Consider the following 20374-nt stretch of genomic DNA (forward strand, 5'->3'; position numbering starts at 1 on the left):
AGACAAAGGTCGTCCCGATCAGCAACAGCGCCGCATAGCGATAGCTATCGCTTTCCAGAATGGGAGCCGAAATCAGCAGCAGCCACAGGATGACGAGGACGGGCTTGAGGCGGGAGGGCGTGGCAATCGGCTCTTCGCTCGCTACCATAGAGAATATTGCACCCTTCTAGCATAATCGGCGGCGCGAAGCAGATACGTGACCGAGCGGCGTATTCCCTTGAATTTCTGCCGTCTGTAGTCGAGCTTCGTCGCAATCGCCGTTTCGTGGCTGTTTAGCCCTAGCTCTATCAGATTGTTCTCGACCGTAAAGGTATTAACCTCGGTCGACCACCCGCGTTCTAATGCCACATCGAAGGGATAGACCATGACGGTCATCGTCCTTCCTGCGGCCCGTGGATGCAGCGGCCGGTGGCATCGCCGAATTTCGTCGTCGCCTTCTTCAGGATGCCTTTGGACTGGTGGTTGAGCAACTTGACCAGTTCCGCTTTCGGAACCGCGGCAAGCGCAGCCTCTGCACGTTCCATCAGATCGGGCTGCGGTTCCACGTCATCTTCCATGATGATCGCTGCATCATGCCGACGTCGAGCGCCAGCGAATCGGCCTTCCGCGAAAGCCCTTCCCATCGGGCGATGGAGCGGTTCAGGTTGATGACATAGGCACCGATTTTCATAAAAGCGAAACTTCAGCATGAGACAGAAATGCGGTTCTTTATAAGTCGAGGCTTAACCGCGGGCAACATCCACACGCCCAGATTACCTACCATGCGTTGATTACCCCCTACACCCTTTAGTCGAAAGCAATCATCATGGTAAAGCAATTCTCATATCGATTCCTGCCGCAATAGCTTCACAATCCACAGACACAAAGCTCGCAGGGACGCAAACAGCCGAGGAACAAACATGGCGCCGAACTACACCAAGACTGCCCTTCTGACAGCCTTTCTGAGCCTGCCGCTCGCGGCATCAGCTCCGCTTCTTGCGCAGGAGAATCGGCCGCGCGAAGCGGTCATCAACGTATCAGGAGAAGGCGAATCGGCATTGGCTCCCGATATGGCCGTCGTCAATCTCGCAGTGGTCAAACAGGCAAAGACAGCCCGTGAAGCGCTCGACGAAAACAACAAGGCGATGGACGAGGTGCTGGCCGCGCTCAAAAAGAGCGGCATTGCCGATCGCGATCTGCAGACCTCGGGCTTTTCGATCCAGCCGCAGTACAATTACCCGCAGCCGGTCGACAACCAGCCGCAGCCGCCGCAATTGATCGGCTACCAGACCAGCAATTCGGTCACTGTCCGCGTCCGCGACCTGTCCAAACTGGGCGAGATCATCGATCAGTCTGTCACGCTCGGCATCAATCAGGGCGGCGATATCCAGTTCACCAACGACAAGCCGGAAGCAGCCTTGGAGGCAGCCCGCAAAAACGCTGTCGCCAACGCGATCAAGAAAGCGAAGACCTTGAGCGAAGCCGCCGGCGTGAAGGTCGGCCGCATCGTCGAGATCAGCGAGAATGTCATGCGCCCGATGCCGCAGCCGGTCTACCGCGCCGCGATGATGAAGGAAGCCTCCGATGCCGCTGCCGTTCCGGTCCAGGGCGGCGAGAACAGCTACAATGTCACCGTCAGCATGACTTTCGCAATCGAGCAGTAAAGCTCGACAGGGCGCTTCGGCGCCCTGTCCCGACGTGAAAAGCTGCTCAAAAGAAAACCGCCCTTGCTGTCTGCAAGGGCGGTTTTTTATGCGATGGACGATCGTGCGCCTGGTATCAGCGGCGCATGAGCGGGCAACCGCGAACGTTGCCGAAGGTCATCTGGTCGGGGCCGCGGCGGCTCCAGCCCTGTACGACGACACGGCGCGGCGTGACATCGACGACGCGCGTGCGGCGCAGGCCGTAATCCTCGGCGATGTTTTCCGCCATGCGCGGATCGCAGCCGCCACGCGGTGGACGCCCGTAACCCGGCGGACGGCCGTAACCCGGCGGCGGTGGCGGCGGGCGGCGCCAGTCCGGTGGGGGCGGACCACGGTCCGGTTCGCCAATAATGATATTCACCTGTGCTGCAGCCGGCGCAACGGTGCCGGCCAGTGCAGCAGCGGAAAGAAGGGCGGCAAGCCCCGCCTTCGCCAGAAACTGCATCATGAAAAAGATCCTCGTGGTTGATAGCCGCGCGGGCAACTGCCGGAGCCTGTTCCGGAATCACTTACATACAGTTCCGAGAGAAAACGGGTGACGGTGTCGCGGTCAAGGCAAAACGGCCGGAGCTCAAGTTTTCCTGACTCCGGCTGAACGAATTAGCGATACATGAGCGGGCAACCGCGCGCATTGGCGAAGGTCATGCGGTCCCAGCCACGGCGGTCACGGCCGGCAACGACGACCCGGCGGGGCGTAATGTTGGAAATACGCACGTCGCGCAGGCCGGAATAACGGGCCTTGCGGATGGCCTGCATCGGCGAGCAGCCGCGAACCGGCGGGCGATGATACTGCGCCTTGACGACGAAATCCGTCTGGGGCGCGGCGAAAGCAACGGAGCCGGCAAACGGGAGGGAACTCAGGGCGAGCAGTGCGGCAAGCGAAGCCTTGGCAAGGAAATGCGACATTGGGGTTGTCTCCTCGTAGTGTTTCCTCGATCTCCCTTTTGGGATTGTCTGGAGACTAAACGCATGAAGCTGAATGCCGCTCGAACCGCCCATTCAGTTGGCATTCACAAGGGTTAATGACCTCACGGACTCAGATGCAACACCACCTCGCGTCGGTGCGGCCGGTCTCGGTGCTCGAAGAGATAGATGCCCTGCCATGTGCCGAGCATCAGCCGGCCGCTGCTGACGGGAACGCTGATCGAAACCTGCGTGAGCGCCGCCTTGATATGCGCCGGCATGTCGTCAGGCCCCTCCGTCGTATGGACGACCCAGCCCATCGACGGATCGGATGACGGTGGCACGAGGCGACGGAAGAAACTGTTGAGATCCGTCTTCACGTCGGCATCGGCATTTTCCTGAATGAGCAGCGAGCAAGAGGTGTGGCGCACAAAGACCGTCAGCAGCCCCTCTTCCAAGCCGGACCGGCACACGAAGTCATTGGCCTGATCGGTAAATTCGTAGAGGCCCTGGCCGAGGGTGGAAATCACAAAGGTAGTCTGGGGCAAGGCTGTCTCCGTCGCAGATTGTCTCTGCGAGGTGCCGTGCCTTGCCCTCGAAGTCAATGGCATCGGCTCGATGTTAGAGCCGCAGCAACTCCTCGAAACCGCCATAGATCATGCGCTTGCCGTCAAATGGCATCTTCCACTTGTCGCTGGAAAGGCGCGGATCGGCCATGACCTTGGCATTGACCTCGTCGCGCTGCTGTTTGGATTCGTAGAGGATCCAGGAGAAGACCACCACCTCGTCATCCTTGGCCATCACCGCGCGTGGAAATGAGGTCAGCTCGCCATAGGGCACGTCGTTGCCAAGGCATTCGACATATTCGAGCGCGCCGTATTCCTTCCAGATCGATCCGGCATAGGCGGAGAATTCCTTGTAGGCATCGACATTCTCGCGGGGAACGGCGACGATGAAACCATCAACATAGGACATAGCATTTCTCCTCTCGTGTTAACGTCCGAAGGACGCTCGACGCCGGCCACATCCGACATTGCCGCGTCAATTAACGCCCGCGGCCGATGCAACAAGGAGATAAAGCCTAGCCCTGAAGGGTCTTCACCTTCAGCAGGTCGGGAAAAAGCCGCGTCCACAAGAGCACGACGACGATCGTACCGAACCCGCCGACAATGCCGGCCATGACCGGGCCGACCACGCCGGCAAGCATGCCGGATTCGAATTCGCCAAGCTGGTTCGAGGTGCCGATGAAGAGCGAATTCACGGCATTGACGCGGCCGCGCATCTCATCCGGTGTCAGAAGCTGCACGAGAGAGCTTCGCACAACGACGCTGACCGTATCGGAGGCACCGATGACGAGCAGCGCGATGACGGAAAGCGCAATGTTGGTCGAGAGCGAGAAGACGATGGTGGCGACACCGAAGACCGCGACCGCCGCCATCATCTTCCGGCCGACATTCGATGTGAGGGGCCGACGGGCCAGCACGATGGACATGGCAAGCGCACCGATTGCGGGCGCCGCGCGCAGCAGGCCAAGACCCCACGGGCCGGCATGCAGGATATCGCGCGCAAACATCGGCAGCAGCGCTGTCGCGCCGCCAAGCAGTACCGCGAAGAGATCGAGCGAAATCGTGCCGAGCATCACCGGCCGGCTGCGGATGAAGGAAACGCCGGCGAAGACGGAGGTAAGTGTCACCGGCTCGCGTTTCGAAGGCGTCCACTCCATGCGGATCGAAATCACGTTGAAGCTCGCGACAGCAAAAAGCACGGCCGCGATCGCGAAAGGCGCAATGGGGCTGACGCCATAGAGAAGACCGCCGAGCGACGGGCCGATGATCAGCGCCGTCTGCATCAGCGAGGTAGAAGTGGCAACGGCTCTCTGCAGCATCGAGGCCGGCACGATATTGGGCAGGAGAGCCGCCATGGTGGGCCGCTCGAACGCGACGACGGCGCCCATGATGGTGACCGCGACCAGAATTCCAACCGGCGAAAGCCATTGCTGCCAGGTCGCGACCGCCAACACCAGTGCAGTGATCGCCTCGATCAGCTGGCAGGCGAGCCCGATCCGGCGGCGATCGAACCGGTCGGCGACGTGACCGACGACAAAGGTCAGCACGGCCATCGGCAGGAACTGGCAGAAACCGACGAGTGCGAGCGCGAAGGCGCTGTGTGTCTGATCATAGATCATCCACCCCATGGCGATACCCACGGCCTGGAAGGAAAGCGAGGAGAAGACTCTGGAGGCGGCGAAGTTCAGATAGCCGGGATGGCGCAGAACGCTATCCCGCTCTTTCACTGGTATGTCCATTGTTCAGTCACCGGCCTGCGGCCGAGCCACAGGCACATATAGGAATCTTATAAGAACGGGACGGTGTTCTGCTTGAAAATGATTTATGTCAACCGGAATAAGCTCCGGCGCGCAATTGCCGCATCAACGTGGGGGCGGACAGCAGCCGACCATTTGGCACGCGGCAGTATGGAGTTGGTCGCGCATATCAAGCAGCCACATGGTCTCTTCCATGACATCAAGGATTGCCGTACGCAAACCCGGATCGACAAGCGCGAGTAGCTCGTTCTGCGAACTGCCTATGGTCGCTGTGCCGCCGAGAAGCCTCCTCATCTGCTCGACAGAGGGAGCGGTGGAAATCTCGACCCTATCCAGGATGTCCGGAGACGGAATGCCCATCCAGGCAAGTGCGGAAGCGACGAGCACTTTGGAAAGTGCCCGGCACAGAGGACAGGACAATTCCTCGGATGTGTTGACGATCTTCCGTTTGAAACAGGCGATTGTCGCCCGGACCTTGCTGTTGACGGCTGCGAACATGCCGACTGCGATCCTGCGGGCAGCGTCGACAGGTCTCAATATGTAGACCCTTTGTCGGCTCCTGAGTGAGGTGGCGGCACTATTTTCCTCATTGAAACCCTGAACAAGGAAATCGCCCCTTCCCGCCAGTATTTCCAGAAGGATCAGAACGTATCCGTCACTGCGAGAAATATCGAATTCAAGATTGAAAGAACCATCGCCGATGCTCTCTACAATCCGGATATCCAATACTTCGGAGCGAAGCTCCACCTGATCCAGTTTCATGAAGCCCCCGGTCTGCAGTATCCTCGCGCGCGGCAAAGATACTGCAACCTGAGAGGGATTCATATTAACCCAATACGCTTACGCATCCGGCGTCATCTTGAACCTGGTGCGTAGATCATAGGTGGAAGTCAAGTTATCCCTTAGAACTGCCCTGCTTCGGGCGACGACAGCTCTTCGATGGAATCGACCCTGTCAGGGTAAAAGGCCATATAGCCCTTGATGTTGGCGACGGCGGGATTGGGCGTCTCATACGTCCAGATCGCATTCTTCGAACGCTCACCGCCAACAGGAATGCTGTAGTAGGAGGCGTCCCCCTTATAGGGGCAATGGCTCTCGTGGTCGGTGCGCTCCAGCAGCGACATGTCCACATCCTTGCGTGGAATATATTGCACCGGTGGATAGGAAGCCTCGCGAAGCGTCAGCGCATCATGCGTATCGGCAATCACTCGGCCACCCAGTTTGACGACGATACGGGAGGGATTGTGTTCGACGGTGATCGGATGGTCCGGCCCGGGAATCTTGATCGGCTTGCCTGACATGGATGTCATCTCCGGATTGAAATCTCTTGGAAAGAGATAGGGTACGCAAGCGACCATCCCAAGGGGTCAGCAGCCCCCTTCTCGTTCTCGAGATTTTATAGGCCTACAGATGTGTGGTTGAGGGACAGCATCGGCGGCTTCGTGCCGGACTTCGCAGTGATATCGCCAATGATGATGAAAGAGCCGCGAAGGCGTCCACCTCCGCGGCTTATGATCTGCTATCCGCTTACCAGCGGTCGAGGCCGAGCAGCTTACGGCCGAGTGGCGTCAGCTCGGCGGTCTTGGCATTGTGCTTTTCCCATTCGCGCGGATCGCCGGGGAAGGCATCACGCTTCGGATGGTCGAGTTCCCGCCATAGGCGGATGCGCTCTTCGCGTTCTTCGGCATTGTCGTATTCGGCCGGATGCATGGAGATATATTGCGCCATGCGCACACGGTTCTCCGCATGGTTCGGGCGAACACCATGGGCAAGCAGCGAGTTGAAGATCATCAGATCGCCCGGCTCCATATCGATATTGACAGTCGAAAGGCCGGTCATGTCGGGATGCATTGGATCACGATCCTCAGGCTGCGTCTTCACCCATTCGTCGAAATGCTCGAAGAGATAGGGCACGCACTGGAAGCCGCCGACATCGCCGTCCTGCTTCTTAAGACTCAGTACGCCCTGCACACCGATCGGTAGCGGCCGGATGGACGTATCGACGTCCCAATGGATGAAGCCGTTCGGATTGCCCTTGACCTTCTTCGGCGGGTTCAGATTGGCGCGGTCGATCGTCACCCACAGGTCTTCGCGGTCCCAGATGTCGACGAAGACATCGTAGACGCGCTTTTCCATGCGGTTATCCCAGAGGGCCTGGTGATTGTAGATCTCCAGCATGCCTGTATTGTTGAGCTCTTTCATCTTGTGCTCACGGCGCTGCGGCGCATACCAGGTGGAAGAATCGTTCGGATCCTTCTCGTCAAAACGCCAGAGCACTTCCGCAAGCCGCTCGACATTGGCTGCAGGAACGGCCTGGCGAACGATCACATAGCCCTTTGTCGTCCAGTGCTGCCAGTCCGCCTCCGAGAGCACGCGCAGCGGCAATCTCTTCTTGATGTCCTTGAGCTGGGTGGTGACCGACGAGGCCGTCGGATGAGCGTCGCGTTTCGCTGCCAGTTGCATGAGATCCTCCCATCGTTTGATTCATCCCTGTGGTTTCAGGCAATAAGGAGAGTGTAGTGCACGGGCGCCGGCCATGTTGTGCCAGCTTGGCAAATTATGATACTATTCTGGCGTCAATAGTCCGAAAGGCGCCCGATGAGGCCTTATCTAGAGATATTGCCGCGGCATGCCGACAGCTCCTGGAGCATGCTGAACCGACGGCTGGATGACGCGATCCCGTTCCAGTGGCACCATCATCCCGAGTTCGAGCTGACGCTGACACTGAATTCCATCGGCCAGCGTTTCATTGGCGACCATACCGGGGAATATGAGGATGGCGACCTCGTGCTGGTCGGCCCCAACCTGCCGCACACCTGGGTATCGCGCGCGAAATACAACGAGGCAAACCCGCATATCGCCCTCGTGCTCTGGTTCCATCCGGACTGGATACAGAAGATGACATCAGGGGCTGTGGAGCTTCGTCCGGTCGAGTCCATGCTTGCCCGTGCAGATCGCGGCCTGCACTTCTCGAAGGAGGCAGCCGAAGCCGTCCGCAACGATATCGAGGCGATCTTCGCAAAGCCGCCTGCCGAACGGCTGCTCTCGCTCTTCGACATTCTCGGCTCCATCGCCGGCGACCGGCAGGCATCTGCGCTGGCCAGCACACCCGGCCAAAGCCGGGAATTGCAGGAGAGCCGTGAGCGCATCGACCGGGTACTCACCCACCTGCATCTGAATTATGCTCGCACGATCGCACTGGAAGAGCTCGCCGATATAGCCGCACTCAGCGTCTCCGGCCTGCACCGGCTCTTCCGCCGCCACACTGGTACGACCGTCTCCGACTATCTGATCCGTATGCGCATCGGTGATGCTTGCGCGCGCCTTTCGGCCACGGTCCAGCCCGTCGGCCATATCGCCGATGCGGTCGGCTATAGTTCGCTTGCCAATTTCAACAGGCAGTTCAGAACGCAAACCGGAATGACGCCGCGGGAATATCGCAACGTCTTCCGCCGCGCCTAAGCTTTCCCGTTTCGGCGTAGGCTGGCGAAACCAAGCCCGATGACGGCTGCGAGCACACAGGCGATCCCGAATATCTGGTTGAGGCCGATCGCTTCCCCCAGGAAAAGGAAGGCGAAGATGACGGCGGATACCGGCGCTACGGCGGTAAACAGGGACGCCTCTGCACCGCTGACGCGCTCCGCCCCCGCATACCAGAGCAGGAAGCCGCCGACTGTCGGTACCAGCGCATAATAGACCACGGCAAGGATGGCGGACCGCAAACCGATGCCGATATCATGATACTCGAACAGAGCCGGTACGGCTGCGACCATAAAACCGATCGCCGTCATCAATGCCGACTGCGTCAGCGGCGGAATGGCCGTACCAAGCCGCTTGTTCAAGAGAATGAACAGCCCTTCGCAGATGACGGCCCCGAAGATCAGCATGTCCCCGACAAGAGACCCTTGCCCGGCCGCCGGCGAAAAGGCGATCGAAAAGACACCCGCAGCCGCAAGCCCGATCGCCAGCAGCAGGAAACGATGCGGCCTCTCGCCAAGCAGGAGGATGGAGATCGCCGCGGAGACGACAGGTAGCGTGCCGATGATGACGCCGGCATTGGCCGCCGATGTCAGCGACAGGCCTGAAATCAGCAAGGTCGTGTAGCCGACGCTCCCGACCCCCGCCTGTGTGACGAGGATCAGCCAGTCCCGCCCGGAGAGCCGCGGCAGCCGCGATCCCGTCCAGCGCATGAGGAAAAGGAAGAAGGGAAAGGCTACGGCAAAGCGTAGCGCCGTCGCCGTAAAAGGCGGCAGGCCCGAGGCAATGACCTTACTGGCGATGACAGTGCTGCCAACCGTCACCATGGCCAGCGTGAGATAGATGTAACCCTGAAATTCCCTGCTCATCTGCCGCTCCCTTCGAGATGGAGCAAACAAACAGGTTGGGCAGCGCGGGGTCTTGAACGAAATTGCAGGAGATCAGGAATGGCCGCGCGCATAAGCGCCGGGCGTCAGGCCATAGCGGGAAACGAAGGCGCGCGTCATATGGCCCTGGTCGGCAAAGCCGCTTTCGGCCGCAGCCTCCGCCAGCGACGAACCGCCGGCGATCAGCCGCCGGGCAAGATGCACGCGAGCCTGAACGAGATAGGCATGCGGCGTAAAACCCGTCGCCCGCGCAAAGGCGCGCAGCACCTGAAACCGGCTGAGGCCGCTCTCCCCTGCCAGATCGGAAAGTGAAATCTCGGCCGCCGGATCATCATCGATCATGCTGCGGGCGTGAACAATGGAATGCGGTGCCGTTGCCGGCTCCTCCCGCATCGCCGTTTCCCGCAGGGCATCGGCAATGACCGACAACAGCAACTCCTCGCAGCGCATTCGTTCCTCGTTGCGGGTCACGGCAGAAAACAGCACGCGAAATCGTTCGGCGAGCAACCTGTCGTGAATGACGGGGTGCGGAATCTCCGAGCGGCCGATCCCGCCTTGTGCAACCTCGCGCGCAAGACCCTCCATCACGGCAGGATCGAAATATAGAATGCTCCAGGAGCGCGCCTCGCCGATCGGCGTTCCGTCATGAACCTCATTCGGATTGACGGTGATGAGATCGCCGGCCTCCGCCTCGACCATGCCGCGTCCGCTCAGCGATTTCTGCGCACCGGAAAAGATGAGGCCAATGCCGAACTGCTCATGCGTATGGCGCGCGAAACGATGGCCTGATGTCGCCACCACTGCTTCAACGCCCGGCACGGACGAACGCAGCATCCTGAACTGGCTGGTGGCCATGGCAATCTCCTTTCCGGCCGACTCTGACAGCCGGCCGCAAGCCGGGCAAGCGACGCGGAAGCAAGTCCAGCAAAAGTGCGCAGCGATTTTGCCTCAAAACAAAGAGTTCTAAAAGAACTCATCCAGGAGCTGATAGTAGTCCAGCTTCACGGGATCGATGATCGACAGGCCGTAAGCATTGAGAAACAGCCGCACGAACTCCTCGCCGAAATTATAGGCGATGCTGTGGCAGGCAAGCGCGACATCCTGATAGCGGTCGGCGACGCCAAGGCGGCAGCAATCGACATAACCGGCAAACCGCCCGTCTGCGACCATGAAGTTCGGCAGGCAGGCATCGCCATGCGTAACGACGAGATTTTCGCTTTCGGGCCGCAGCCGCTGCAATTCGCCGAAGAGGAAGAAGGCGCTTTTGCCGAGACGTATCTCGTCGAAATCCGTCTCGTCGACGACGCCGGCTCGCATGCGCGCTTCAGCGACCGCGAGGCGCTTCTCCAGACGATGATCGAACGGACAAGCGCTGATATCGACGTTATGGAGAGTGCTGAGCGCAGAGGCGAAGATCCCGACGCGCTCTTCCGGCAACAGCGTCGCGGCACTGACGAGATCCGCACCCGGCAGCGCCGTCATCAGGAGAAAACTACGTTCGCCATCGCTCTCATGGGCGATGACCTCGGGGCAATCGAGGCCTTGGCTGCGAAGCCAGACAAGCCTCTCGGCCTCATCGGCAAGCTCGCAAAACGGCCCCGCCTCCTCGACCTTCAGGTAAAGCCCGGGACGCCTCTCGCCTTCCAATCGGAAAACGCAAGCCGAGGAACGGCCGAGCGCGTCCCGCCGCCATTCATAGCCGCCAAGATGGCTCCGGAGCGAAACCGGAAGCCTGCCATCCTCCTGAAGCGGAACGACCATGACGATCCTGTATGGGAAGAAACTCTGTCTGAAAGTCGGTGTGGGCGCTTTAGTGGAAGGTTTCGGCCGGCGCGCTTTCCAGAAGAATTTCGAAAGCTTCTTCCAGGGCGGCGACCAGAATATCGGTCAGCTCGTCTGCCTTGTTTTCCAGAAACATCAGGCTGACGGCTTCTTCCTGACGCTCGAAGAAGTGCTCGATCTCGTTCGACATATCATTGTCCCCTTATCCACCATAATCATCACGGCCATGGGAAAACGATAGAGATAGTTCCTTGCGCGTGGCTTGTTTCGGGATGGGCGCGACCAAAGGTGCCGCGGACTATTCGCGAATATCGTATTTTCCATACTGGCTACGGGGGATCAAGCCGCCCACTTCGTGGGCAAACGAAACCACTTTCGTGGCATCCGCATCCACCTCACAACGGAAACGAACATGGTACCAGCCCTTGGCCGTACCAAAGGCTGCATCGTCAATATTCAGCAGGGTCCCTGCTCGCAACCCGTACTGGGGTAGTGCGTAGGGCTGGTAACTCGGGGAACCGTAAGCGAGTTGGGCTCGAAGCTCGCTGGCGCAAAGAACGGCCACCCTTTTGCTGCGTGGGAGACCGTCGACTGCAGACTGCGCAAGGGAGCTTCCGTCCTCAGTGGACGAGAACAGCGTCTTGGCGTTCGCCAGATCATTGTTCTTCACCATCTCTTTTGGCTTTTCAGGAGTTTTCTGCGCCGGCGGCTTGGTCTGCTCGATACTGGTCTTGGCTTCACCCGACACGTCTGCTGACGGCCCATTTGGCTCCGGAGAAGCATCAGCCGCCGCAACTTCCGGAAGCTTCACATCATCTGGAACGGGCCTTGATGGAGGCGTCTCAGTTTTTGGTTTCTCCGCAGCGGCCTCTGTGGGCACTTGCTGCGGCTCAACATCGCGCTTTGGGGGCGTCGTTGCCGGCTTTGCTTCGCCTTCAGACGAATTGCCTGCCAACGTTTTTTTGGGACCACTATTCTTATCACCAAATTCCGTGACAACACGCATCGGCGGCATAGGCGTCTGCTTCGTTTTTTCTGCCGTCTCTGCGGCAGGCGGAGGTGATTGCGGAGGTGGCGGTGGAGGCGGTGGCTGCTTGGCCTTCGCCTGCTCCTTCGGCTTCTCTTCCTCTTTCGGCTTTTCCTCGGGCTTCTTCTCTTCCGGTGGCGGGACGAGCTCGACCTTAACGCTCTCATCTTCTGCAGGCTTCGGCTGAATATCAGGCAAGCCGAAAATGAGGAGCGCGACGACTGGAACATGCACGAGCACGGACGCGACCACAACCCAGCGAACGCGAGGCTCCTGGTGCTCCTTTTCGTGGTCCGTATCTGCCGGTTCGACTTCGTCTTCTGTCACAGCAGCGATGTGGCCTTTAAAACTGGCAGCATCAAGCCACAAATCGAAAAAACCTCGTGAAGTTTGTGCACAGCGCCTATCGCTTCAGGCTCACTGATCGGCCTCGCCATCATCGGCGACCAGATTGTGTTCCTGCCACTCGCTCCTCGGAATGGCGTCACCTATGGCAAAGGCAAAGGCGACAACCGCCTGCCCCGCTGGATCGACCTCGCAATGGAACCGGACGTTGAACCAGCTGCGCTTGCTGCGAAAAGCCCCGCCATCCACCTCGACGCTGTTACCCCTCACCTTCTCCGCTTTCATGGCATAGGGCGCAACGAGGTCAGGGGCAGAGCCCGGACGCGAACGGCTGATCTGCTCCAGCGCTTCGAGATTGCAGAGCTGCAGATTGCGCTCCCCGCCGGACAATGTGCCGAGCAACTGGCGCGCCTCGCGACTGCGTGGGCTGGCCAGCGTCTTTCCCGAAAAGAGCTCTTTTGCCTGCCTTAACTCCGGCGGACCCGACGTCACCGGCTTCGGCGATGTCGGCAATGGAGGAGGCATCTCCCTCGATGCCGTCTCGGCTGCCGGCAGGGCATCCTCTCCCGCGGCAGAATTTGCTTTCTCTTCGCTCTTGTCCGGCAGCGGCTGGACGGCTTGCGGCGGAGCTGGAGTGGCGATCGCGGGCGGTGTCACGACTTCAACGTCGATGCTGTCTTCCGGCGCAGGCCTGATGGACTGCACATCAGGCAGGAAAGCAAGCAGAAGCAAGCCGATGACCAGATGCAGTACGAGCGATACCGGCCAGGCCGGATCGAACTTTCCTCTCTGCAACTGGCCGGCATGTTCCATCGGCAAGGCAAGTCCATGCTCTGGGTTCAAGGCGCAGCGACACTGCCAGCGCCGCGGGACAACCGCAACGCCGCATCCGGCTCATCACCAGCTATTGGCCATCCTGACCTACGAGAGCGACGCGATGATGTCGCGGTAGTTCACTTCCGAAAATGCCTTCATGGTTTTCGTGCGGACGTTTCCGCCTGTGGCGAGAGACAGCGTGAAGCGCGCCATCACGCGATCATCAGGCGCCTCGCAGACGGCCACCATGTCATATTCGCCCATGGTGAGATAAAACTTGTCGAAGGAACCGCCCATGCCGCCGAGCATGTTCCTTGCCGCATCCAGTCGCTTGGCAGAATCCTTCACGTTCCGGATGCCCTGATCGGTCCAGTTTATCAGCAGAATGTAGGTGGTCATGCTGCACCTCCCGACGGAGGCCACGGTCACGCGGCGCATGATACAGCTCGCACGCCGCGACCGCTCTCTTCCCCCGCTGCCGAAATTATAGGCCTGTCACCACATAGGGACAAGCGGCGCGAGAGTCATCAATCGGGCTAGACGTTCCCCGACGGGCTAATCCGCTCAGGATCGCAGGCAGAGAAAAACCCGGCCAACAAGGCTGGCCGGGTTCTGGTATCGATCGTCTGGAAGCGTGAAAGCTCAGCTGTCGAGGAACGAGCGCAGCTTTCTGGAGCGGCTCGGATGCTTGAGCTTGCGCAGCGCCTTCGCCTCGATCTGGCGGATACGTTCGCGGGTAACCGAGAACTGCTGGCCGACTTCTTCGAGGGTATGGTCGGTGTTCATGCCGATACCGAAGCGCATGCGCAGAACGCGCTCTTCGCGCGGCGTCAGCGATGCCAGAACGCGGGTCGTCGTCTCGCGCAGGTTCGCCTGGATGGCGGCGTCAATCGGCAGCAGCGCGTTCTTGTCCTCGATGAAATCGCCGAGATGCGAATCTTCTTCGTCGCCCACAGGGGTTTCGAGCGAGATCGGCTCCTTGGCGATCTTCAGGACCTTGCGGACCTTTTCGAGCGGCATAGCGAGCTTTTCGGCCAGTTCTTCCGGCGTCGGCTCGCGGCCGATTTCATGCAGCATCTGGCGCGAAGTGCGGACGATCTTATTGATCGTTTCGATCATGTGCACCGGAATACGGATCGTGCGGGCCTGGTCGGCGATCGAGCGGGTGATCGCCTGACGGATCCACCATGTCGCATAGGTCGAGAACTTGTAGCCGCGGCGGTACTCGAACTTGTCGACCGCCTTCATCAGGCCGATATTGCCTTCCTGAATGAGGTCGAGGAACTGCAGACCGCGGTTCGTGTACTTCTTGGCGATGGAGATGACGAGGCGAAGATTCGCTTCGACCATTTCCTTCTTGGCGATACGCGCTTCACGCTCGCCCTTCTGCACCATGTGCACGATGCGGCGGAATTCCGAGATCGAAATGCCGGTTTCCGTTGCGAGATTCTGGATCTCCTGGCGGATGTCGCGGATCGTCGTGTTCTCGCTCTTGGCGAATTCCTTCCAACCGCGGGCGGCCAGATTGCCGATCGACTTCATCCAGTTCGGATCGAGCTCAGCACCCTGATACTGCTCCAGGAACGAGTCGCGCTTGACGCCGTAGGATTCGGCCAGACGAAGCAGGCGGCCTTCGTTCTGCACGAGGCGCTTGTTGATGTCATAGAGCTGCTCGACCAGCGCATCGATGCGGTTCTGGTTGAGCGACAGCGACTTCACGGCCTTGATCAGCTCGTCCTTGAGCTCCTTGTAGCGGCGCTCCTGAGCGGAAGACAGCGTGCCCGTGGCAGCAAGGCGCTGCTCGACCTGCTGGTCCTGCAGCTTGCGCAGCTTCTTGTAGGTCTCGGCAATGATGTCGAGCGTTTCCATGACCTGCGGGCGAAGCTCGGCTTCCATCGCGGCGAGAGAGAGGTTGGATTCGTCCTCGTCCTCTTCTTCCTCTTCCGGAGGCATGCCTTCGCCGCCGACATCGGTGATGTCGTCGTCACCGGAGCGGGCGCGGCGCGTCTTTTCCTTTTCCTCGGCAGCCTTGCGGTCGGCCTCGATCTTCTCGGGGCTCTGGAACTGCGGGGCAGCCTTGGCTTCCGGACCGGAATAGGTCGTTTCGAGATCGATGATCTCGCGCAGCAGCGTCGTGCCTTCGTTCAGTTCGTCGCGCCAGATGATCAGCGCCTGGAACGTCAGCGGGCTCTCACAGAGGCCTGCGATCATCGTTTCGCGGCCGGCCTCGATGCGCTTTGCGATGGCGATTTCGCCTTCGCGCGACAGAAGCTCGACGGAACCCATTTCGCGCAGATACATGCGCACCGGGTCGTCGGTACGGTCGGTCGGCTCTTTCTTCTTGGCGGTCGCAAGCGCGGTACCGCTGGAAGGTGCGAGTTCGCCGCCCTCACCGTCCTCACTATCAGAGCTGTCGTCGTCATCGCTACCGGAAGCGCCGGCTTCCTCGGCTTCTTCGTCTTCGATGACGTTGATGCCCATATCTGACAGCATCGACATCGTGTCTTCGATCTGTTCGGACGTCACTTCTTCGGAAGGCAGGACGGCGTTCAGCTCGTCCATCGTCACATAGCCGCGCTTCTTGGCGGCCTTGATCATCTTCTTGACCGCGTCATCGGAAAGATCGAGAAGAGGGCCGTCGCTTGCGCCGTCGCGTTCGACTTCCGCTTCTTCGTTCTCTTTGACCTTCGTTGCCATTTATATCGTCGCCTTCCTGACGCTATTCATACTCGCTTCGGTGAATGGCCCTGTCGTGGCCTGGCACGTGCGCGCCGGCCTCGAATCACCTATACCCACCTAACGGGATGACATTTAAAGCCTGATTAACCACGATAGCCGGCATCGGACAGCAAAATTTCATTGCTATTGGATTTCCGGCCATGGTTGTGCGATCCGCCTTGACCCAGTTCACCGCTCAAGTCGAACGGTGATTCCCACAAAATTTGTTCTCGTCAAGCTTTTCCAGAAAAAAAGCCCCCGAAAACCCGGAAAAAGCCTTATCCACAGGCTTTGAACCGCGCCAGCGATTGCTACGCTTATTTAGTATGTCACCAGGGAAAGACAAGGGCAGAAAAATTCTGCACTTGACTTTGCGTGAGTTCGACGTCGCAACGCCGCTGCTGCGTCGAACAAGAAAGCCGGCTTACCGCGACAGACCGTCGAACGCATTCACCGTCAGGGCAGACAGATCGAACGCCGGAATGCAGCGCAGATTGACGGATGCCATCTCCATGCCATTGGGCGCCGTCGCTTCCCCAAAGGGCGCGATGCCGCACTTGGCGCAGAAGTGATGTTTGATGGCATGGCTGTTGAACGTATAGGTCGACAGGTTTTCTTCCGGCACCGTCAGATGCAGCTTCTCCCGTGGCACGAAGCCCAGAAGCCCGCCGCGCCGGCGGCAGAGCGAGCAGTTGCAATCGACTGCTTCCGTAAACGCGCCTTCAACCGTAAAGGCGATATTGCCGCAGTGGCAGCTTCCCTCGTATTTCATTTCCGTCTTCTCACATCCAATCCATCACGACCTTGCCGGAATTGCCCGAGCGCATCGCCTCGAAACCATCTCGAAATTCGTCGATCTTGATGCGATGAGTGATAACCGGCGACAGATCCAGGCCACCCTGCACGAAGGCGATCATCTTGTACCAGGTCTCGAACATCTCGCGGCCATAGATGCCCTTGAGGTTCAGCATCTTGAAGATCACCTTGTTCCAGTCGATCTCGAAACCAGCAGGCGCAATCCCGAGGATGGCGATCTTTCCGCCATTGTTCATCTTGTCGATCATGTCGCGGAATGCGGGCGCGGCACCTGACATTTCAAGTCCGACATCAAAGCCTTCGGTCATACCGATCGATTTCATCACATCGGCGAGGTTTTCCTTCGAAGCATCCACGACGTGATCGATGCCGAGCTTGCGGGCAAGATCGAGCCGGTTCGGATTGATATCGGTGATGACGACCTTGCGTGCACCGGAACGCTTGGCAACCAGCGCGCCCATGATGCCGATCGGCCCCGCACCCGTCACCAGCACGTCTTCGCCGACGAGATCGAAGGAGAGCGCGGTGTGAACGGCATTGCCGAACGGATCGAAGATCGCTGCGATCTCATCCGTGACATCGTCGGGGATGGCAACGACATTGGCTTCCGGAATGCAGACGAACTCGCCGAAGGAGCCCGGCCGGTTAACGCCGACGCCGAGCGTATTGCGGCAAAGATGCCCCCTGCCCGCACGGCAGTTGCGGCATTTGCCGCAGACGATATGGCCTTCGCCGGAAACACGTTCGCCGACGCGGTATTTGGTAACGGCGGAGCCGATCTCGGCGATCTCGCCCGAGAATTCGTGACCGACCACCATCGGCACCGGAATGGTCTTCTGCGCCCACTGATCCCAGTTCCAGATATGCACGTCCGTGCCGCAGATCGCCGATTTCTTCACGCGGATCAGCACGTCGTTCGGGCCGACTTCCGGCACCGGCACGTTCTCCATCCAGAGGCCGACTTCGGGCTTCGCCTTGACCAGTGCTTTCATCATGTTGGACATGATCTTTTCTCTCCTCAAGGCTCTTAGATAACGCCGAGTTCACGGCCCGCTTCGGCAAAAACGGCAATCGCCCGCTCCACGTCCGCCTTCGAATGCGCAGCCGACATCTGGGTGCGGATACGCGCCTGCCCTTTCGGCACGACGGGGAAGGAGAAGCCGATCACATAGACGCCCTTTTTCAGCATCAGTGCCGCCATATCCTGCGCAAGCTTCGCATCGCCCAGCATGACCGGGATGATCGCATGACCCTCGCCCGCCAGCGTGAAGCCGAGTTTGGTCATTTCGGAGCGGAAGAGCGATGCATTGGCCGTCAGCCGCTCACGCAGCGCATCGCCATTTTCAATGAGGTCGAAGACCTTCAGCGAGGCGGCGGCAATGACCGGCGCCAGCGTATTGGAGAAGAGATAGGGGCGCGAGCGCTGCCGCAACCACTCGACGATCTCGGCCTTAGCCGAAGTATAACCACCGGACGCGCCGCCGAGCGCCTTGCCGAGCGTACCGGTGATGATATCGATACGGCCTTCGACGCCGCAATATTCCGGCGAGCCGCGGCCATGCTTGCCGACGAAGCCGACGGCGTGGCTGTCGTCCACCATGACCATCGCACCGTACTTTTCCGCAAGATCACAGACGCCCTGGAGATTGGCGATGATACCGTCCATGGAGAAGACGCCATCGGTCGCAATCATCTTGAAGCGGCTGCCTTCGGCCTTCTTCAGCTCTTCTTCCAGCGCCGCCATATCATTATTGGCGTAGCGGAAACGCTTGGCCTTGGAGAGGCGCACGCCATCGATGATCGAGGCATGGTTCAGCGCATCGGAAATGATCGCGTCCTCTTCGGACAGCAGCGTCTCGAACAGACCGCCATTGGCATCGAAGCAGGAGGAATAGAGGATCGTGTCTTCCATGCCGAGGAAGGACGAGATACGGGCTTCAAGCTGCTTATGCTCTTCCTGCGTGCCGCAGATAAAACGCACCGAGGCCATGCCGTAGCCGTAACGGTCAAGCGCCTTCTTACCGGCGTCCGCCAGTTCCTCGTTATCGGCAAGGCCAAGATAGTTGTTGGCGCAGAAATTCAGCACGCGTTCACCAGAGGCAACGGCGATTTCGCCGGCCTGCTTCGACGTGATGACGCGCTCTGATTTATAGAGGCCGGCATCCTTGAGCGCAGCCAGTTCGCCGCGCAGGTGCGAGAGGAAATTCGAGGTCATTGAGGGCCCTTCTCTTGATGTTTCCCGTCTGAGCGTCGGTTAGCATATTGCCGCTGGCTTGTCTTGCTCAACGCTCGACCGAGATCAGCAGAAACATCGGCCGGTCGAGCTCTTCGACCCATTCGGGATGCGCGGTCAGATCCTGCTCGTTCGGCGCCCATTCTTCGACATGGCGGATCGTAAAACCAGCCGATATCAGCATATTGATAGTCGTGCCGAGGCGGCGATGCTGCTTGACGACACCCTTCGCCAGCCAGTCCGTTGTGCGGCTTCCCTCGACGGCATAGCCGTCGAGCGGCCATATGCGCTGCCCATCGGCATCCGTGCTCCAGCCGGCATTGCGCGGCGCCATGAAGATCGGATGCTCGATCGTAAAGACGAAACGCGAACCGGGAACGAGCGCCCGGTAGACTGTGGCGACAAGCCGCTCGAAATTTTTGACATAGTGAAAAGCGAGCGAACTATGCGCGAAATCGAATGAGGCTTCCGGCAGTTCCAGCTCTTCGAGATCGGCAATCCCATAGGTGATCGCCTCATCATGCGTATCCGCCCTAGCCCGGCCGATCATGTTCTCGGATATGTCGAGGCCGAGGACACTTGCAGCACCCACCGAGCGAGCATGGCGGGCAAACCAGCCGAAACCACAGCCGAGATCGACCACCCGCTTGCCTGTGAGATCAGGTAATTGCGCCCGAACCGCCGGCCATTCGGCCGCACCCTCAAGCCCTTCGACCGAGCGGCGCATGGCGCTGTATCCGGCGAAGAACTCCGCCGTGTCATAGATATTCTGGCTCATGATAATCCTCCGGATGGCCCTTATAGGATACCATCCATCATCATCTCAAGGATCGGGCATCTCAGGGATCGGGACCGTCGCCGATCTCCACGAGGCCGAACCTATGCTGGATCGGCAAGATCGATTCCGGTGTCGCCGCACCAGCCCGTTCGAGCTCCACGAAGAAATGCTCGAAGCCACCAGGCGTGACGAAGCCCATCATCCGGCCCATGCCATCGCTGACATTGCGCCAATGATGCGGAACATTCGGCGGCAGCACGACGACGGAGCCGACGGGCGCCTCGATCATCTCGTTTCCGCACCAGAAACGATAGCTCCCCTCGATGACCCGAAAGACCTCCGTCTCCCGCGTGTGCATATGCCGCGACGGGCCGGTGCCTGGCGCCGAGAAGGTTTCCCATATGCCATAGGCGCCGGCGGTTTCCTCCGCCGTTGCATGAATGAAGACCTGCCCGCCATGCGGATGTCTGGCAATCCGCTCGCGCCCGGGCAGTGATGTGACTGCTCTGTTGAAATGTGCCATTGAAGTTCCCCCAAACTCTGGAGCAACCCTAGCAGAGATCTGTGCCGATTGCAGCGGAAGGCAG

General features: G+C 59.6%; 26 protein-coding genes. 2 read left to right on the top strand and 24 right to left on the bottom strand.

Annotated elements, in window-relative coordinates; genetic code table 11:
• Window positions 1-141 precede the first annotated feature (141 nt).
• Genes AB4Z13_RS23760 through AB4Z13_RS23770 form a run of 3 tightly spaced genes read right to left on the bottom strand, consistent with a single transcriptional unit; the run spans window position 142 to window position 670 of the window.
• A complete protein-coding gene (locus AB4Z13_RS23760) occupies window positions 142-375 on the bottom strand; it encodes a hypothetical protein (protein ID WP_439015987.1) in 234 nt (77 codons plus the stop codon).
• Complete coding sequence (locus tag AB4Z13_RS23765) at window positions 372-545, bottom strand: hypothetical protein (protein ID WP_439015988.1); 174 nt, start codon at window positions 543-545, stop codon at window positions 372-374. The genes AB4Z13_RS23760 and AB4Z13_RS23765 overlap by 4 nt, the downstream gene beginning before the upstream one ends.
• Window positions 524-670, bottom strand: a complete 147-nt coding sequence (locus AB4Z13_RS23770) for a hypothetical protein (RefSeq protein ID WP_439015989.1) — start codon at window positions 668-670, stop codon at window positions 524-526. Before AB4Z13_RS23770 ends, AB4Z13_RS23765 begins: the two co-directional genes overlap by 22 nt.
• A 229-nt stretch (window positions 671-899) precedes the next feature.
• On the opposite strand from AB4Z13_RS23770, the gene AB4Z13_RS23775 reads away from it, so the two are divergent.
• Window positions 900-1643 carry an SIMPL domain-containing protein gene (locus tag AB4Z13_RS23775; protein WP_442206940.1) on the top strand — a complete coding sequence of 248 codons (744 nt, stop codon included), beginning with the start codon at window positions 900-902 and terminating at the stop codon, window positions 1641-1643.
• Window positions 1644-1758: 115 nt separating this feature from the next.
• Here the strand turns inward: AB4Z13_RS23775 and AB4Z13_RS23780 are convergent, their stop codons facing one another.
• From AB4Z13_RS23780 to AB4Z13_RS23815, 8 genes are all read right to left on the bottom strand, one after another.
• On the bottom strand, window positions 1759-2130 hold the full coding sequence (locus AB4Z13_RS23780) for a hypothetical protein (protein ID WP_113324515.1): 372 nt from the start codon (window positions 2128-2130) through the stop codon (window positions 1759-1761).
• Between the two features lie 152 nt (window positions 2131-2282).
• Window positions 2283-2588 carry a hypothetical protein gene (locus AB4Z13_RS23785; protein WP_113324514.1) on the bottom strand — a complete coding sequence of 102 codons (306 nt, stop codon included), beginning with the start codon at window positions 2586-2588 and terminating at the stop codon, window positions 2283-2285.
• Between the two features lie 122 nt (window positions 2589-2710).
• A complete protein-coding gene (locus AB4Z13_RS23790) occupies window positions 2711-3133 on the bottom strand; it encodes a secondary thiamine-phosphate synthase enzyme YjbQ (protein ID WP_439015991.1) in 423 nt (140 codons plus the stop codon).
• A gap of 73 nt (window positions 3134-3206) precedes the next feature.
• The gene (locus AB4Z13_RS23795) at window positions 3207-3560 is read right to left on the bottom strand and encodes a DUF1428 domain-containing protein (RefSeq protein ID WP_113324512.1); all 354 of its coding nucleotides are present in this window, start codon (window positions 3558-3560) and stop codon (window positions 3207-3209) included.
• A gap of 106 nt (window positions 3561-3666) precedes the next feature.
• Window positions 3667-4890, bottom strand: a complete 1224-nt coding sequence (locus tag AB4Z13_RS23800; RefSeq protein WP_442206941.1) for an MFS transporter — start codon at window positions 4888-4890, stop codon at window positions 3667-3669.
• Between the two features lie 123 nt (window positions 4891-5013).
• Entirely contained in the window at window positions 5014-5706 is a 693-nt protein-coding gene (locus AB4Z13_RS23805; protein ID WP_442206942.1) for a hypothetical protein, read from the bottom strand.
• A gap of 104 nt (window positions 5707-5810) precedes the next feature.
• Window positions 5811-6209: a DUF427 domain-containing protein gene (locus AB4Z13_RS23810; protein WP_007824207.1), complete on the bottom strand. Its 399-nt coding sequence runs from the start codon at window positions 6207-6209 to the stop codon at window positions 5811-5813.
• Window positions 6210-6435: 226 nt separating this feature from the next.
• Window positions 6436-7371, bottom strand: a complete 936-nt coding sequence (locus tag AB4Z13_RS23815; RefSeq protein ID WP_113185690.1) for a phytanoyl-CoA dioxygenase family protein — start codon at window positions 7369-7371, stop codon at window positions 6436-6438.
• Window positions 7372-7506: 135 nt separating this feature from the next.
• Here AB4Z13_RS23815 and AB4Z13_RS23820 point away from each other — a divergent pair, with 135 nt between their 5' ends.
• Window positions 7507-8370, top strand: coding sequence for a helix-turn-helix domain-containing protein (locus AB4Z13_RS23820; protein ID WP_442206943.1), 864 nt, complete (start codon window positions 7507-7509; stop codon window positions 8368-8370).
• Here AB4Z13_RS23820 and AB4Z13_RS23825 read toward each other — a convergent pair.
• The 13 genes from AB4Z13_RS23825 to AB4Z13_RS23885 form a co-directional block, all read right to left on the bottom strand.
• A complete protein-coding gene (locus AB4Z13_RS23825) occupies window positions 8367-9254 on the bottom strand; it encodes a DMT family transporter (RefSeq protein WP_442206944.1) in 888 nt (295 codons plus the stop codon). The genes AB4Z13_RS23820 and AB4Z13_RS23825 overlap by 4 nt on opposite strands.
• A gap of 72 nt (window positions 9255-9326) precedes the next feature.
• A complete protein-coding gene (locus tag AB4Z13_RS23830) occupies window positions 9327-10127 on the bottom strand; it encodes an AraC family transcriptional regulator (protein ID WP_442206945.1) in 801 nt (266 codons plus the stop codon).
• 108 nt (window positions 10128-10235) lie between these two features.
• Window positions 10236-11033, bottom strand: coding sequence for an APH(3') family aminoglycoside O-phosphotransferase (locus AB4Z13_RS23835; RefSeq protein WP_442206946.1), 798 nt, complete (start codon window positions 11031-11033; stop codon window positions 10236-10238).
• Between the two features lie 49 nt (window positions 11034-11082).
• Window positions 11083-11244, bottom strand: a complete 162-nt coding sequence (locus AB4Z13_RS23840; RefSeq protein WP_183740999.1) for a hypothetical protein — start codon at window positions 11242-11244, stop codon at window positions 11083-11085.
• A 108-nt stretch (window positions 11245-11352) separates the two neighbouring features.
• Complete coding sequence (locus AB4Z13_RS23845; RefSeq protein ID WP_442206947.1) at window positions 11353-12450, bottom strand: DUF930 domain-containing protein; 1098 nt, start codon at window positions 12448-12450, stop codon at window positions 11353-11355.
• Between the two features lie 48 nt (window positions 12451-12498).
• Entirely contained in the window at window positions 12499-13239 is a 741-nt protein-coding gene (locus AB4Z13_RS23850; protein ID WP_442207052.1) for a DUF930 domain-containing protein, read from the bottom strand.
• A 108-nt stretch (window positions 13240-13347) separates the two neighbouring features.
• On the bottom strand, window positions 13348-13641 hold the full coding sequence (locus tag AB4Z13_RS23855) for a GYD domain-containing protein (RefSeq protein WP_113324502.1): 294 nt from the start codon (window positions 13639-13641) through the stop codon (window positions 13348-13350).
• Between the two features lie 243 nt (window positions 13642-13884).
• The gene (gene rpoD / locus AB4Z13_RS23860; RefSeq protein ID WP_112543627.1) at window positions 13885-15939 is read right to left on the bottom strand and encodes an RNA polymerase sigma factor RpoD; all 2055 of its coding nucleotides are present in this window, start codon (window positions 15937-15939) and stop codon (window positions 13885-13887) included.
• Between the two features lie 445 nt (window positions 15940-16384).
• Entirely contained in the window at window positions 16385-16732 is a 348-nt protein-coding gene (locus tag AB4Z13_RS23865) for a GFA family protein (protein WP_442206948.1), read from the bottom strand.
• 10 nt (window positions 16733-16742) lie between these two features.
• Window positions 16743-17780, bottom strand: coding sequence for an L-threonine 3-dehydrogenase (gene tdh, locus AB4Z13_RS23870; RefSeq protein ID WP_113324500.1), 1038 nt, complete (start codon window positions 17778-17780; stop codon window positions 16743-16745).
• A gap of 23 nt (window positions 17781-17803) precedes the next feature.
• The gene (locus AB4Z13_RS23875) at window positions 17804-18991 is read right to left on the bottom strand and encodes a glycine C-acetyltransferase (protein ID WP_113324499.1); all 1188 of its coding nucleotides are present in this window, start codon (window positions 18989-18991) and stop codon (window positions 17804-17806) included.
• A 67-nt stretch (window positions 18992-19058) separates the two neighbouring features.
• Entirely contained in the window at window positions 19059-19787 is a 729-nt protein-coding gene (locus tag AB4Z13_RS23880) for a class I SAM-dependent methyltransferase (protein ID WP_442206949.1), read from the bottom strand.
• A 61-nt stretch (window positions 19788-19848) separates the two neighbouring features.
• Complete coding sequence (locus AB4Z13_RS23885; protein WP_442206950.1) at window positions 19849-20310, bottom strand: cupin domain-containing protein; 462 nt, start codon at window positions 20308-20310, stop codon at window positions 19849-19851.
• Window positions 20311-20374 lie beyond the last annotated feature (64 nt).

Source organism: Rhizobium sp. YAF28, from assembly GCF_052113285.1.
Lineage (GTDB): Bacteria > Pseudomonadota > Alphaproteobacteria > Rhizobiales > Rhizobiaceae > Rhizobium.